Annotated in this window: 16 protein-coding genes; all 16 read left to right on the forward strand. The window is 63.3% G+C overall.

Annotation, left to right across the window (positions count from 1 at the left end):
• The first annotated feature begins 94 nt into the window (after positions 1 to 94).
• The 16 genes from AC2FME_RS00800 to AC2FME_RS00875 all read left to right on the forward strand — a co-directional run bounded on the left by AC2FME_RS00800 (position 95) and on the right by AC2FME_RS00875 (position 15,119).
• Positions 95 to 1,225, forward strand: coding sequence for a bifunctional 2-C-methyl-D-erythritol 4-phosphate cytidylyltransferase/2-C-methyl-D-erythritol 2,4-cyclodiphosphate synthase (locus AC2FME_RS00800; protein WP_496799352.1), 1,131 nt, complete (start codon positions 95 to 97; stop codon positions 1,223 to 1,225).
• Positions 1,222 to 1,719 (forward strand): phosphatidylglycerophosphatase A family protein, encoded by a 498-nt coding sequence (locus AC2FME_RS00805; protein WP_496796109.1) that lies wholly within the window; start codon positions 1,222 to 1,224, stop codon positions 1,717 to 1,719. The genes AC2FME_RS00800 and AC2FME_RS00805 overlap by 4 nt, the downstream gene beginning before the upstream one ends.
• Positions 1,716 to 2,192, forward strand: a complete 477-nt coding sequence (locus AC2FME_RS00810; protein WP_496799353.1) for a CinA family protein — start codon at positions 1,716 to 1,718, stop codon at positions 2,190 to 2,192. Before AC2FME_RS00805 ends, AC2FME_RS00810 begins: the two co-directional genes overlap by 4 nt.
• A gap of 180 nt (positions 2,193 to 2,372) precedes the next feature.
• On the forward strand, positions 2,373 to 3,554 hold the full coding sequence (locus AC2FME_RS00815) for an ammonium transporter (protein ID WP_496678084.1): 1,182 nt from the start codon (positions 2,373 to 2,375) through the stop codon (positions 3,552 to 3,554).
• Between the two features lie 146 nt (positions 3,555 to 3,700).
• Positions 3,701 to 4,381: an orotate phosphoribosyltransferase gene (locus AC2FME_RS00820; protein ID WP_496799354.1), complete on the forward strand. Its 681-nt coding sequence runs from the start codon at positions 3,701 to 3,703 to the stop codon at positions 4,379 to 4,381.
• Between the two features lie 225 nt (positions 4,382 to 4,606).
• Positions 4,607 to 6,097: a replicative DNA helicase gene (locus tag AC2FME_RS00825; RefSeq protein ID WP_496678081.1), complete on the forward strand. Its 1,491-nt coding sequence runs from the start codon at positions 4,607 to 4,609 to the stop codon at positions 6,095 to 6,097.
• Between the two features lie 199 nt (positions 6,098 to 6,296).
• The gene (alr, locus tag AC2FME_RS00830; RefSeq protein ID WP_496799355.1) at positions 6,297 to 7,331 is read left to right on the forward strand and encodes an alanine racemase; all 1,035 of its coding nucleotides are present in this window, start codon (positions 6,297 to 6,299) and stop codon (positions 7,329 to 7,331) included.
• Complete coding sequence (locus AC2FME_RS00835) at positions 7,328 to 8,110, forward strand: MlaE family ABC transporter permease (RefSeq protein WP_496799356.1); 783 nt, start codon at positions 7,328 to 7,330, stop codon at positions 8,108 to 8,110. The genes alr and AC2FME_RS00835 overlap by 4 nt, the downstream gene beginning before the upstream one ends.
• On the forward strand, positions 8,107 to 8,853 hold the full coding sequence (locus AC2FME_RS00840) for an ABC transporter ATP-binding protein (protein WP_496799357.1): 747 nt from the start codon (positions 8,107 to 8,109) through the stop codon (positions 8,851 to 8,853). Before AC2FME_RS00835 ends, AC2FME_RS00840 begins: the two co-directional genes overlap by 4 nt.
• Complete coding sequence (locus tag AC2FME_RS00845) at positions 8,853 to 9,245, forward strand: hypothetical protein (protein ID WP_496799358.1); 393 nt, start codon at positions 8,853 to 8,855, stop codon at positions 9,243 to 9,245. Before AC2FME_RS00840 ends, AC2FME_RS00845 begins: the two co-directional genes overlap by 1 nt.
• Positions 9,246 to 9,255: 10 nt before the next feature.
• Positions 9,256 to 9,708: a paraquat-inducible protein A gene (locus AC2FME_RS00850; RefSeq protein WP_496799359.1), complete on the forward strand. Its 453-nt coding sequence runs from the start codon at positions 9,256 to 9,258 to the stop codon at positions 9,706 to 9,708.
• Between the two features lie 150 nt (positions 9,709 to 9,858).
• The gene (locus AC2FME_RS00855) at positions 9,859 to 10,638 is read left to right on the forward strand and encodes a kinetochore Spc7 family protein (RefSeq protein WP_496799360.1); all 780 of its coding nucleotides are present in this window, start codon (positions 9,859 to 9,861) and stop codon (positions 10,636 to 10,638) included.
• 129 nt (positions 10,639 to 10,767) lie between these two features.
• The gene (radA, locus tag AC2FME_RS00860; protein ID WP_496678069.1) at positions 10,768 to 12,132 is read left to right on the forward strand and encodes a DNA repair protein RadA; all 1,365 of its coding nucleotides are present in this window, start codon (positions 10,768 to 10,770) and stop codon (positions 12,130 to 12,132) included.
• 41 nt (positions 12,133 to 12,173) lie between these two features.
• On the forward strand, positions 12,174 to 12,743 hold the full coding sequence (locus AC2FME_RS00865) for a CvpA family protein (RefSeq protein WP_496678068.1): 570 nt from the start codon (positions 12,174 to 12,176) through the stop codon (positions 12,741 to 12,743).
• A 482-nt stretch (positions 12,744 to 13,225) separates the two neighbouring features.
• Positions 13,226 to 14,686, forward strand: coding sequence for an amidophosphoribosyltransferase (purF, locus tag AC2FME_RS00870; protein WP_496678066.1), 1,461 nt, complete (start codon positions 13,226 to 13,228; stop codon positions 14,684 to 14,686).
• A 184-nt stretch (positions 14,687 to 14,870) separates the two neighbouring features.
• Complete coding sequence (locus AC2FME_RS00875; RefSeq protein WP_496678064.1) at positions 14,871 to 15,119, forward strand: hypothetical protein; 249 nt, start codon at positions 14,871 to 14,873, stop codon at positions 15,117 to 15,119.
• The last annotated feature ends 13 nt before the right edge of the window (positions 15,120 to 15,132 follow it).

Below are 15,132 nucleotides of genomic sequence, written 5' to 3' on the forward strand. Positions count from 1 at the left end.
TGTGCCCAATTATTAATCAGATTACCGCGAGTGATTGCCTCTGCTTTCACCGCCGCCTAAACACGGGAGCTAAGCGAAGTTCGGAAACACAAACATGACAACCGCCGCCATCATCGTCGCCGCCGGGCGCGGCCTTCGCGCCGGAGGAGGCCAGCCCAAGCAGTGGCGCCCTTTGGCCGGGCGGCGTGTGGCCGACTGGACGATCGAACGGATCAAGGCGCAGGTGCCGCTGGTCGTGTTGGTCCTGTCTCCCGACGACCCCGCGGCCTGGACGGAATTCGCCGACAGCGGCCTGATCCTTGCGCCCGGCGGCGCCGACCGGGCCGAATCCGTGCGCAACGGCTTGCAAGCACTGGCTGATCGCAGCGTCAGCAAGGTTCTCATCCATGACGTGGCCCGGCCCTGTGTCAGCGCGCGGGTCATTGGTGACGTGCTAGCGGCCCTCGACACCCACGCCGCCGCGGCACCTGGGCTGCCGGTGACCGATGCGCTGTGGACCGGGGCCGACGACCAAGTGACGGGCACCCGAGATCGTGCGGGCCTGTTTGCCGCGCAGACGCCGCAGGGGTTCCGCTATGACGCCATCGTGACCGCGCATGCAGCGCACTCCGGCGGGGCCGCCGATGATGTCGAGGTTGCCCGGGCCGCCGGGATCAACGTGGCCATCGTGCCAGGCGACGCGGACAATCTGAAAATCACACGGCCCGAGGATTTTGCCCGGGCTGAACGGATATTGAGGTCAGACATGGATGTAAGGCTGGGCAACGGATATGACGTGCACCGGTTCGGGCCGGGCGATCACGTTATCCTGTGCGGCGTCGAGGTCCCGCATGATCGGGGGCTGCAGGGCCATTCCGACGCGGATGTTGGCATGCACGCCGTCACCGACGCGATCTATGGCGCGCTGGCGCAGGGCGATATCGGCCAGCACTTCCCCCCGTCCGACCCGCAGTGGAAAGGCGCCGCCAGCGAGATCTTTCTGCGCCATGCGGTGGATCTGGCCACGCGCATGGGCTTTCGTATCTCGAACATCGACTGCACGCTGGTCTGCGAATACCCCAAGATCGGCCCGCACGCCGCGGCGATGCGGCAAAAAATGATTGAAATCATGGGGTTGGAGGCCGACTGCGTGTCGATCAAGGCCACCACGTCCGAGCGGCTGGGCTTTACCGGCCGCAAGGAAGGCATCGCCGCCCTCGCGACCGCCTGTCTGGTGAAACCATGACCTTGGCGCGCCTGATCGGAACCGTCGGCGGGGTCGGATATCTGCGCCCTGCCCCCGGCACCTGGGGCTCGCTGGCCGCACTGCCGCTGGCCTTGGCGCTGCACCTGCTGGGTGGCTTCCCGCTGCTGGCCGTCGCAACCGTCGCCGTCTTTGTGGCCGGCACCTGGGCCACCGGCGTCATGACCGCCGGGCAGGACGATCACGACCCCTCGGAGATCGTCGCCGACGAGGTCGCGGGCCAGTTCATCGCTATCTGGGCCGTGTCCTATCCGGCCTGGGCGCATGACATCGCGGTCACCGCCCTGTGGCCGGGCTGGATCGCCGCGTTTTTACTGTTCCGCCTGTTCGACATCACCAAACCCGGCCCCATCGGCTGGGCCGACCGGCGCGGCGACCCCTTGGGCGTGATGCTGGACGACGTGATCGCGGGCGCGTTCGCGGCCGTGGGCGTTCTGATCCTGGCCGGGATAGCACACGGAGTATTGGGCCTATGACCGTCGCCGAACTGCTCGACCGCGCCAAGGCGCTGAACGTCATGATCGCCACCGCCGAAAGCTGCACGGGCGGTATGGTCGCCGCCGCGCTGACCGACATTCCCGGAAGTTCGGCCGTGGTTGACCGTGGCTTCGTCACCTATTCCAACGCCGCCAAGCAGGACATGCTGGGCGTGCGCGCCGAGACCCTGGCGGCCCATGGAACCGTCTCTGAAGAGGTCGCCCGCGAGATGGTCGAGGGTGCGATGGCGCATTCTCAGGCGCAGCTTGCAGTCTCGATCACCGGCATCGCGGGACCCGGCGGGTCCGAGTTCAAGCCCGAAGGCCGGGTCTGTTTCGGCCTTGCCCTCACAGGCCGCCCTACCCTGACCGAAACCGTAGAGTTCGGCGCCGCAGGCCGCGCCAATGTCCGACGCTCGGCGCGGGATCATGCGCTGAAACTGCTGCAAAACGGCCTTTCCGAACTCGCTTAAATTTTTTGCACTCGTCCGGATAGGGCGCACTTTTTGTCACCACTTGGAAAAAGGACGCCAAAACAGGCACCTTTTTCGCACCCTGCCTCTTTTTTCCTCGGCGTCCGTTCGGTTGAACCCACGGCACGTCACTCACACCGCGCCCCTTGGCGCAGCTTCAGGAAAGAGGAGAACGGCCCAATGAACGGAGCCGATACCGCCTGGATCATCGTCGCGACGGCGCTGGTCCTGTTCATGACCTTGCCGGGCCTGGCCCTGTTCTATGGCGGGCTGGTGCGCGCCCGCAACGTGCTGAGCGTTTTCATGCACTGCTTCGCGATCGCCTGCCTGATGAGCATCCTGTGGCTGGTCGCGGGTTACTCGATCGCCTTCGGCGACGGCGGTTCGGGCCTTTGGGGCGGGCTGGGAAAGGCGTTTTTGAACGGCGTCGATGCCGACAGCCTGTCGGGCACCCTGCCCGAGGTGCTGTTCTTTGCCTTCCAGATGACCTTTGCCATCATAACCCCGGCCCTGATCGTCGGCGCCTATGTGGAGCGCGTGGGCTTTGGCTTCGTGCTAGTCTTCTCGGGCCTGTGGATGCTGCTGTGCTATGCGCCGGTGGTTCATTGGATCTGGGGCGGAGGAATCCTGACCGATGGCGGCATTCTAGGTGAAATCGGCGTGCGCGATTTCGCCGGTGGAATCGTGGTGCACGAAACCGCTGGTCTGGCCGCTCTGATCATCGCTTGGGTCCTGGGGCCGCGTAAGAACCGCACAACCCCGCCGCACAACCCCGGATTCGTCATGATCGGGGCCGCGATGCTGTGGGTCGGCTGGTTCGGCTTCAACGGCGGCTCGCAACTGGCCGCGGATGGCGGCGCGGCCATGGCGCTGACGGTCACCCATATCTCGGCCGCCACCGCATCGCTCAGCTGGGCGCTGTGGGAGCGGATCAAATATGGCAAGGCCTCGCTGGTCGGTCTGGTCACCGGGACCATCGCGGGTCTGGCCTCGATCACTCCGGCCTCGGGTTATGTCGATCCGGTTCAGGCGCTGATCATCGGCGCGGTCGCCGGCATCCTGTGCCAAGAGGCGGTGAACGTGGTCCGCAACGTGCTGAACATCGACGATACGCTGGACGTGTTCGCCGTGCATGGCGTGGGCGGCATTTTCGGCACCATCATGATCGCCGTCTTCGGCCTGGGCGCTTGGACCGCACAGCTAGGCGGGCTGGTGATCGTGGGTGCCTTTACGTCAGTTGTCACATTTGTGCTGATCAAGGTGGTTGCGCTTGTCACCCCGCTTCGCGTAGACGCCGAGACCGAGACGAACGGGCTCGACCTGTCGGTCCACGGCGAACGGGCCTATGACATGAGCAGCTAAGCCCACCTTGGCTGCCTCAACTGCCCATCCGGGCATCAAGCGGACCTCTTGCGAGGTCCGCTTTTCTTTTGCGCCAACCCCTCTCGACATCGGGCCGGTCCGCAGGCTATCAGCCCGCAACGTCATTTCAGCACCGAGGTCCCGCCATGATCCCCAGTTCCTTTCCCGACAGCACGGAAATCGCCCGCCTGACCGCGCGGATGCTGCTGGAGATCAAGGCGGTGCATTTCAACGCGCGTGAGCCGTTCACGCTGGCCAGTGGCCTGCCCAGCCCCACCTATATCGATTGCCGCAAGCTGATCTCGTACCCGCGCATCCGGTCGACCCTGATGGATTTCCTGACGGTCACAGTCATGCGGAATGCCGGGTTCGAAGCCTTCGACAACATCGCCGGCGGTGAAACCGCGGGCATCCCCTTCGCCGCGATGGTGGCCGAACGCATGGCTCTGCCGATGACCTATGTGCGCAAGAAGCCCAAGGGCTATGGCCGCAACGCCCGGATCGAAGGGGCCATGACCGAAGGCCAGCGCGTGCTGCTGGTCGAGGACCTGACCACGGATGGCGGCTCGAAACTGTCCTTCGTGGACGCGATCCGCGAAACCGGCGCCACCTGCGCACATACGGCGGTGATCTTCTACTATGGCATCTTCCCCGAAACCGAAAAGACGCTGGGCGATCATGGCGTGCAGCTGCACCACCTGTGCACTTGGTGGGACGTTCTGGCCGAGGCCAAGGCTCAGCAAGCCTTTGATGCCGAAACACTTGACGGGGTCGAAGCCTTCCTGAACGACCCGCGCGGCTGGCAGGAGGCCAACAAACAGCCTTAGGTCAGATGTGGATGAGATGGGGATAACTGTGAGGGAATCAGCCCAGTCACCGCGATATCTGGTGACTTTTTCACCGTTTCCTACATAATAGGCGACAATCAAGATAACATCCAAACGGTCTGGAAAGTTATCCCATGGCTTTACCCGCAGTTAGCCACAGGTATTTCCAGATAGCTTGAACAGCGGGTCTGCGTGTAGAACCTCGGGACAGGCAGCGGGGACGAAATGAACGAAATCAGCAGTATCGAGCAGGCAGCGGCGCAGATTCAGAACGCCGAGACCATGCCGCATTCCATCGAAGCCGAACAGCAGCTTCTTGGCGCGATCCTGACCAACAACGACCTGTATGACCGGGTCGCCTCGATCATCGGGCCCGAGCATTTCTATGACCCGGTCCATGCCCGTATTTATGAAGTCGCCGCCGCGCGCATCGCCAAGAACGCACTGGCCTCGCCGGTGACGCTGAAATCCTTTTTGGCCGAGGACGAAGGCCTTAAAGAACTGGGCGGTCCGGCCTATCTGGTCAAGCTGGCCGGCGCCTCGATCAGCGCCTTTGCCGTGCATGACTATGCCCAGATGATCTATGACCTGGCGATCCGGCGCGAGCTGATCCGGCTGGGTCGCGACATCTCGGACAAGGCGGCGCGGGTCGATGTGGCCAGCGAACCCAAGGAACAGATCGTCGAAGCCGAGCAGAAGCTGTACCAGCTGTCTGAGCAGGGCCAGACCGAACAAGGGTTCAAGTCCTTCCTCAAGGCCGTGACCGAGGCGGTGAACGTCACCAACGAAGCCTATCAGCGCGGCGGCGGCATGGCCGGGATTTCGACCGGGCTGATCGATCTGGACAAGCAGCTGGGCGGGTTGCATCCGTCCGACCTGATCATCCTTGCGGGGCGGCCGTCGATGGGAAAAACCTCGCTGGCGACCAACATCGCCTTCAACGTGGCCAAGGCCTACAAGCGCGGCATCCGTGCCGATGGCACCGAAGGGGCGGTCGATGGCGGCGTCGTCGGCTTCTTCTCGCTGGAAATGAGCGCCGAGCAGCTGGCGGGGCGGATCCTGGCCGAAGCGTCCGAGATTTCCAGCCACAAGATCCGCCAGGGCGACATGACCGAGGATGAGTTCCGCCGTTTCGTCGACGCCGCCAAGGCGCTGGAGGCCTGCCCGCTGTTCATCGACGACACGCCGGCTCTGCCGATCAGCCAGCTGGCGGCGCGCGCGCGTCGGCTCAAGCGAACGCATGGGCTGGACCTGCTGGTAATCGACTATCTGCAGCTGTGCCGCGGCATGTCCGACAATCGCGTGAACGAGATCGCCGAGATCTCGATGGGCATGAAGGCCATCGCCAAGGAACTGAACATCCCCGTCATCGCCCTGTCGCAGTTGTCGCGTCAGGTGGAAAACCGTGACGACAAGCGCCCGCAGTTGTCCGACCTGCGCGAATCCGGCTCGATCGAGCAGGACGCCGACGTGGTGATGTTCGTGTTCCGCGAAGAGTACTACAAAGAGCGCGAAAAGCCCGGCGATCACGAGCTGGAGAAGATGGAAGAATGGAAGCAGGCGATGGAGCGCCTGCACGGCAAGGCCGAGGTCATCGTCGGCAAACAGCGCCACGGCCCCATCGGCACGGTCGAGCTGTCCTTCGAGGCGCAGTTCACCCGGTTCGGCAACCTTGTCAAACCCTGGCAGCAGGGTGCCCAGATCGAGGGTTACTGACCCCCTCTACTCAGTCGACCATGTGAACGATTGGGGTCATTCGCTGGCTTTGACCCTGATGGGGGAACAATGCGGGTGGCCGTCGAACGCGCCCGCTTTTGCGCGCGGCCCGGCCACATGCTGCCCAAGTCGCGGAGATTCCGCTCATTTGTGGCGCATTCCCCCTTGACCTCGTGCGGCGCGATGTCATGAACGGATCATGAGTACCGCACGTTTGACGATCAACCTTCACGCGCTGGCCGGAAACTGGCGAGCGCTGGACGCCAAAACCGATGCCGAGACCGGCGCCGTGGTCAAGGCCGACGCCTACGGTCTGGGTGCCGGCCCCGTTGCCAGCACGCTGGCCGAGGAAGGCGTGCGCAAGTTTTTTGTTGCCGTGGCCGAGGAAGGCGCCGCCGTGCGCCGGGCGATCGGTCCCGGGCCTCTGATCTTCGTTTTTTCCGGCCACATGGAAGGCGATGCGGATCTGCTGCGCGATCACGACCTAGTGCCGCTGCTCAACTCGCCCGAACAATTCCAGCGCCACATCCAGGCGCTGCCGGTGCATCCGTTCGGCCTGCAACTGGACACGGGCATGAACCGCCTGGGGCTGGAGCCCGCCGACTGGTCCGCCCTGCGCAACCGGGCCGAGGCACTGAACCCGGTGCTGGTCATGTCGCACCTGGCCTGCGCAGACGAACCCGACCACCCGATGAACCGCCAGCAGCTCGAGGCATTCCGGGGCATGACCGAGGGCGTCTCGGCCCCCCGGTCGCTGGCCGCCACCGGTGGCATGCTGCTGGGCTCTGAATACCATTTCGACCTGTGCCGCCCGGGCATCGGCCTGTATGGCGGCCTGCCCTTCGCTGCGGCCAGGCCGGTCGTCACCGTCGATCTTCCGGTAATCCAGGTGCGCGATCTGGCCGTCGGAGAAACCGTCGGCTATGGCAATACCTGGAAGGCCCGCCGCCCGTCGCGCATCGCCACGGTGGCCGCGGGCTATGCCGACGGGCTCCACCGCGCCATCGGCGGCGGCATCGACACCTTCGCCGGTGACATGCCCTGCCCGGTCGTGGGACGCATCTCGATGGATCTGATCACCGTTGACGTGACCGACCTGCCGCACACGCCCGAACGTCTGCGCATTCTCAACGGCCACCAGACGGTGGACGATCTGGCCGAGGCCGCGGGCACCATCGGGTACGAGATCCTGACCTCACTCGGCAGCCGCTATTCGCGGGGCTACGTCGAATGAACCCGATCACATGGCTTGGCGAACTGGGCCGCGCGGTCCTGAACCTGCTGGCCGCCTTCGGCCGCGTGGCGCTGTTTGCTCTGGATGCGGTGTCGCACATCTTTCGCCCGCCCTTCTACCCGCGTGAATTCGGCGTGGCCCTGCTGAACATCGGCTGGCTGTCCTTGCCGGTTGTTGGGCTGACCACCATCTTCACCGGCGGGGCGCTGGCGCTGCAGATCTATGCCGGCGGCGCGCGTTTCAATGCCGAGGCCGTGGTGCCCCAGATCGTCGCCATCGGCATGGTGCGCGAGTTGGGCCCCGTCATGGTCGGCCTGATGATCGCAGCCCGCGTCACCTCGTCGATCGCGGCTGAAATCGCCACCATGAAGGTGACCGAGCAGATCGACGCGTTGGTCACCCTGTCGACCCACCCGATGAAATACCTCACCGCCCCGCGCGTTCTGGCGGCGCTGATCACCGTGCCCGTGCTGGTGGCGGTGGGTGACATCATCGGCATCGCGGGCGGCTATGCCGTGGCCACGCAGAACCTGGGCTTCAACCCGGCGGCCTATTTGAAGAACACCGTCGATTTCCTGGAACCGCTCGACATTCTGTCGTCTCTGGTCAAGGGCGCGGCCTTCGGGGTGATCGCCGCCATCATGGGCTGCTATTACGGCATGCACTCGGGCCGCGGCGCCCAGGGCGTGGGCCGCGCGACCAAAAGCTCGGTCGAGGCCGCGGCCGTGCTGATCCTGGCCGCAAACTTCGTTCTGACAGGGGTGTTCTTCTCGCTATGATCCGGTTGGAGAACGTACACAAGGCCTTTGGCGACAACCATGTTCTGCGGGGCGTGAACCTGGAGATTCCCACGGGCACCTCGATGGTCATCATCGGGGGGTCAGGCACCGGAAAATCGGTGGCGCTGAAATGCATCCTCGGCCTGATCAAGCCTGACAGCGGCAAGATCTATGTCGATGGTCAGGATGCCGAAACCGGCGACCGCGATGCCTTTCTGGCCCGGTTCGGCATGCTGTTCCAGGGCGGCGCTCTGTTCGATTCCCTGCCCGTCTGGCAGAACGTGGCCTTTCGTCTGCTGCGCGGCTCGCTCAAGCGCCCGGCACACGAGGCCCGCGAGATCGCCATCGACAAGCTGCGCCGCGTTGGCCTGCGCGCCAATGTGGCCGATCTGTACCCCTCCGAGCTGTCGGGCGGCATGCAGAAACGCGTGGGCCTGGCCCGCGCCATCGCCGCCGAGCCCGAGATCATCTTTTTCGACGAGCCCACCACGGGGCTGGACCCGATCATGTCGGGCGTCATTAACGATCTGATCCGCGAAATCGTGACCGAGATGGGCGCCACCGCAATGACCATCACCCACGACATGAGTTCCGTCCGCGCGATCGCCGACAACGTGGCGATGCTGCATGACGGGGTGATCCAGTGGACCGGTCCGGTCAGCCAGATGGATTCCTCGGGTGATCCCTATGTGGAGCAGTTCATCAGTGGGAGTGCGGAAGGGCCGATTGAGGCGGTGCGGTGATGGACCATGCAATACTCGTATTGCAGCAAGTTCTATTCTCCTACCCGGTGTCGGTAGCAATTGCGTGGTTTCTGATTCACTTCATCGGCGAAAAATCTGGCGTGCCACACTTCCTAAGAGCTGAGGTAGTCTTCCTCCCAGTAATCTTCTCTATGGCTGTGGGCATTTTGCCCGGAATGATAATTGGGGTTTTGCTGTCACAATTGTTTGGCATAACAGGTCCAATTTCTCTTTCGCCGATTTTGGCAGGATACGTCTTATCTGGGGCTGTTCTGCACTTCAAATTGCGATCTTCCGTATCATACAAATTGCAATCTGACCTCCTCATTGGAGCCATCTTCCTGCTCTATGCTGCTGGTATGGCGCTTTCTATCAAAGGCATGAGCACCTAATTCTAAAAAGATGACCCTCCGCCTCGCCACCCTCTCGCTGCTGATCCTCTACCCCATCGCGTGGTTCGCCCCGCTGATGCGCGCGGGCCTGCTGCCGATCTTCGGCCTCAGCGAGATCAGCGTCATCACCGGCCTTCAATCCCTCTGGAAATCAGACATCTTCCTCGCGCTGGTCGTTACCGTCTTTGCCCTGTTTGCCCCATACATCAAAACCATCGGTACCGTGCTGGTCCAATGGGGCCTGCTGGACCCGCGTGTCCAACCGGCGCTGAACATCATGGGCAAGCTGGCCATGGCCGATATCTTCCTAATTGCGCTCTACATCACCTTGGCCAAGGGCATCTCATACGCAACGATCGAAACGGCGTGGGGCCTGTACCTGTTCACCGGCTGCATCCTTGCCTCGATCGCGCTGGGATACGTTACCGAAGTGAAACTTGGTTCACGAAACCTCCGGACCTGATTGATTGAAAACGCATTTCTGGCTATGATGGCCAGTATTCGAGCAGCCAAGTCTTTTTTTGTTTCAGGGTCCGACGCGGACCGTCTTGCACGTTTGATGGATACTCCGCCCGGGCCCGGTATTACCGGTTTCCAAAGGAGTAGGACTGCCATGGCCGCCCTCCATTCGATTTCAATTCATTTCCAGAACGTATTCCTGCGACTGACGTTTTTCCTGGTCTGCGCCGCCGCCCTGTTTGCCGTGTCCGCGACCCTGCTTGCCACCGTGAAGGTCTGGCCCTGGCTGACGATGCAGGCTGGTTTGGGCGGGCAGGACATCCCGAACGCCGGCATCTACATCCAGACCGGACTGACCGCTCTGGTTCTGATGCTCGCCTTCTACCTGCCCTCCAGCGCGCGCATGATGGCGTTGGAAAACGCGCATCGGACGTTCTCGCTGCAGATGCAGGACATAATCGACGCCTACCAGATCGCCCATGCGGCCGACCGTAGCGGCGTGTTCGCGCTGGCCTCGGAATTCGACGCGGTCAAAGAGCGCATGGCGTTCCTCCGTGACCATCCCAACCTGCAATCGCTGGAACCCGAGATCCTGGAACTGGCCGCACAGATGAGCCAGGTCAGCCACGAACTGGCCGAGACCTATGGCGCGGCCAAGGTCGCCCGGGCGCGGGCGTTCCTGCAACAGCGGCAGGAAGAGGTCGAGCTGTTCCAGCAGCGGATCGAAGAGGCCCAGACGATCCAGCACGAGCTGCGCCAGTGGACGCGCGACATCGAGATCGAGGAATCGATAGCCAAGTCCCAGTTGACCCGCCTGCGAGACGAATTGTTCGAGCTCCTGCCCGAGCTGTCCGCCCAATTGCAGACCCCGCCCGACGACAGCGACCCGACTGCCACGAGTGTCATCGCCATGCCCCCGCGGGCTGCTGAATAGCACGCCCCCCAAGTGCACCAGCACCCGCCGTGAAGGATGGCCCGCCGGGCCTGACGCCGCGGCTCGCCCGTTCGGCTTTCGGGCCACGGGGGCTTGAAGAACCTTCCATCCTCGGGCACCAAAGGCTCCATGGCAAAGATGACGACTTTTACCTGCTCGGCCTGTGGCGCCTCGCATACCCGCTGGTCCGGGCGCTGCGACGGCTGTGGCGAGTGGAACACCATTGTCCAGGAAACCCCGCTGTCGGCTGGCCCAGCCAAAAAATCTCTGGGCGGCAAGCGCGGCCAAGCTGTAACCCTGACTGACCTCTCTACCGAGGAGGCCCCGCCCCCCCGCACAGTCTGCGGTGTCGAGGAACTGGACCGTGTCCTGGGCGGCGGGCTGGTCCCGGCCTCGGCCCTGCTGGTGGGCGGCGATCCGGGCATCGGCAAATCCACCCTGCTGCTGCAGGCCGCCGCGCGCTTTGCCCGGTCGGGGCTGAAAACCATTTATGTCTCGGGCGAGGAAGCCAGTGCGCAGGTCCGCATGCGCGCGCGCCGTCTGGGGCTTGAAGACGCGCCGGTGCAGCTGGCCGCCGAGACCAACCTGCGCAACATCCTGACCACGCTTGAGGCCGAGAAACCCGGCCTTGCCATAATCGATTCGATCCAGACCATGTGGGCGGACAATGTCGACAGCGCGCCGGGATCGGTCAGCCAGGTCCGCGCCGCCGCGCATGAACTGACCAGCTTTGCCAAGCGCCACGGCGTATCCATCATCATGGTCGGCCACGTCACCAAGGAAGGCCAGATCGCCGGCCCCCGCGTGGTCGAACACATGGTCGATACCGTCCTCTATTTCGAGGGCGAGCGCGGCCACCAGTTCCGTATCCTGCGCGCGGTCAAGAACCGATTTGGCCCCGCTGACGAGATCGGCGTGTTCGAGATGACTGGGAAAGGTCTGGCGCAGGTCACCAACCCTTCGGCCCTTTTCCTGTCGGAACGCGGCACGCCCAGCCCCGGCTCGGCCGTTTTCGCAGGCATCGAGGGCACCCGGCCGGTTCTGGTCGAACTGCAGGCGCTGGTCGCGCCCTCGCCCCATTCACAGCCCCGCCGCACCGTCGTCGGCTGGGACAGCGGACGGCTTGCGATGATCCTCGCCGTGCTCGAAGCGCGCTGCGGCATCCCCTTTGCGGGGCTCGACGTCTATCTGAACGTGGCCGGGGGCCTGAAGATCAGCGAGCCCGCAGCCGACCTCGCAGTGGCAGCCGCTCTGCTGAGCGCGCGCGAGGACACCGCCCTGCCCGCCGACACTGTGGTTTTCGGAGAAATCTCTCTATCCGGGGCACTTAGACCCGCACCGCAAACCGAAAACAGGTTGAAAGAAGCGCAAAAACTTGGTTTCACATCGGCAATTGCTCCGGCAGGTGGCAAAACCGGCACTGTGGCAGGTCTGACACTCACCCGACCCTCTGATCTGGCCGGGTTTGTTGGCGAAACCTTCGGAGCAGGTTAAGCTCGCGCCACGAGGGGCAGAAAAACGAACAGGCGAGGGCCATGGAAGGTTTTACAATCATTGACGGGGTCGTTGCCCTGATCGTCGTGCTGTCGGGCATCCTGGCCTATTCACGCGGTTTCATGCGCGAGGTGATGGCCATCGCCGGATGGGTTGCCGCGGCCGTACTGGCCTTCATCTTTGCGCCGCAGGCGGTGCCGCTGGTCAAGGAAATCCCGGTGGTCGGGGATTTCCTGCGCGACAGCTGCGAGTTGTCGGTCATCACCGGTTTCGCCGCCGTGTTCGCCGTGGCCCTGATCGTGGTCAGTATCTTTACCCCACTGTTTTCGTCGCTGGTGCAGCGGTCGGCGCTGGGAGGGCTGGATCAGGCGCTGGGGTTCTTCTTCGGCATCGCGCGCGGTATCCTACTGGTGGCCATTGCCTTTTTTGTCTATGACACCGTCATGACCGGTCAGTCCTACACGATCGTGGACGAAAGCCGCTCGGCCAAGGTGTTCGAACAGTTCAGCGACAAGATCGAAGAGCAGAACCCCGAGGCCGCTCTGGGCTGGGTCACCACGCAATACGAACAACTGGTGGCAACGTGCACCGCGGATTCGCAGGGTCAATAACGGCTACCCGGAATTGCAGACCAAGCCCGGCCCTGGCCGGGCTTTTTCTTTTTGCCGGTCAGACGAACCCTTCGCCACCACAAACCGAACAGCGCGACGTCTTCAGGCCGAAACAGCCATCGCAACGATTGAATTGCGGCCGACCGAGGTGATCGCGGCCTTTCAGAACCTCACCTTTGCCCATGCAGATCTGACAAGGCGCGCGTCCCATTCCGCGGCACCGATGACACCTTCGCTTGACGCGTTCTTCCTTCTTGGGTCCGGGTCGGCCTTGCCACATGCCCACCTCCATCTTGGCTTGGGACCGCAGGCCAGCACTGCTCGGAACACCTGCGGTGGCGATATTTCCGCCCATCATTGAACCCCAAAACCGCGCTGCGGCAAAACGATTTGTGATCCTTTGATGACATGCGCGGGTTTAGGCATTATGTGAGGGCCAACCCGCAACGGAATCGGAGCTGCCCGTCTTGCCAAGCCCGCAGATGCCCCCCGCCCACCCGTTCGATGACGACAAACTCCGCGAGGAATGCGGGATCTTCGGTGTCGTCGGCGTCCAGGATGCCGCAAGTTTCATCGCTTTGGGGCTGCACGCCCTGCAGCATCGCGGGCAAGAGGCCGGCGGGATCGTCACCCACGACCCGCAGCTTGGCTTCAACTCGGCCCGCCGGTTCGGCTATGTGCGCGACAATTTCACCTCGTCCGACATCATCGAAAGCCTGCCCGGTCCGATCGGCATCGGGCATGTGCGCTATTCCACGGCCGGGTCCAAGGGCCAGACCGCCATCCGCGACGTTCAACCGTTTTTCGGCGAGTTTGCCATGGGCGGCGCTGCGATTGCGCACAATGGCAACATCACCAACGCCAACGCCCTGCGGCGCGAGTTGATCGAGCGCGGCTCGATCTTCCAGAGCTCGTCCGACAGCGAATGCATCATCCACCTGATGGCGCGGTCGTTGCAGCGCAACATCCCAGAACGGATGGAGGACGCGCTGCGCCGGGTCGAGGGCGCCTTCTCGGTCGTGGCCATGACCCGCACCAAGCTGATCGGAGTACGCGACCCCCTGGGTGTACGCCCGCTGGTTTTGGGCAAAATCGGCGATGGCTGGTGCCTGGCTTCGGAAACCTGCGCGCTGGACATCATCGGCGCCGAATTCCTACGTGAGATTGAGCCCGGCGAAATGGTGGTGATCAATGCCCAGAACGGCGTTGAAAGCCACTTCCCGTTCCGCCGACAACCCAGCAAGTTCTGTATCTTCGAGCATGTCTACTTCTCGCGCCCAGACTCGATTCTGGGTGGACGCTCGGTCTATGAGACCCGCGAGGCCATCGGACGCGAGCTGGCCAAGGAAAGCCCGGTCGAGGCGGATCTGGTCTGCCCCGTGCCCGACAGCGGCACACCAGCGGCCATTGGGTACTCGCTGGAGTCGGGCATCCCCTATGCAATGGGTATCATCCGCAATCAATACATGGGCCGCACCTTCATCGAACCCACCGAGCAAATCCGCAACATGGGCGTGCGGCTCAAGCTGAACGTGAACCGCGCCCTGATCGAGGGCAAGCGGGTGATTCTGGTCGACGACTCGGTGGTGCGCGGCACAACCAGCCGCAAGATCAAGGAAATGATCCTGGATGCCGGTGCGAAAGAGGTGCATTTCCGCATCGCCTCGCCTCCCACGGCCTGGCCCTGTTTCTACGGTGTGGACACGCCACAGCGCGAAAAGCTGTTGGCCGCCACGATGACCGAGGAAGAGATGACCAAGCATTTGGCGGTCGACAGCCTCCGGTTCATCTCGCTGGACGGGTTGTACCGGGCGGTCGGCGAATCGCAGGGTCGCAGCAAAGAATGCCCACAATACTGCGATGCATGCTTCTCGGGCGAGTATCCCGTCACTCCGGCGGATATGGTTGAACAAGGGTTCAAGATGCAACCGGCGGCCGAATAAGGCCGGAATTCAGAGACTTCTCCAAGGGGCCGCAGGGCCCCTTTTTTCATGGCCCCGGTCCGCGTGGCAAAAGATGGCCGAAAGCTGCTGCACCGGCTTTTCCTTCCCCTTTGGCTCTGCTAGCCAGCCGGCTGCTCACTCACGCAATCACACGGAGGCCGGGCCACCGGGCCGGCCAGTTCACATGGCAAATCCCCGAGTTGACAGCGCGGCCACGCAGAAGGGCGCGCTCAGCAAGAATGGTACGACCGTCCTGGGCGTCTTTGGCCCGCAGAACGACATGCGCGCCCTGATGCGCTCATCGTCGGGACGGGTTAAAGAGGTCAAGACAGGCAGCCGCTTTGGTTCGGGCACGATCGTGGCCATCGACAAGGACGGCATCATACTGCGACAAAGCGGCCGGACCCAGCGCATCGCCATCCCCGGAAGCTGATCCGGGCTTGACG

The sequence above is a fragment of the Ruegeria sp. BHSC026 genome (genome assembly GCF_059613065.1).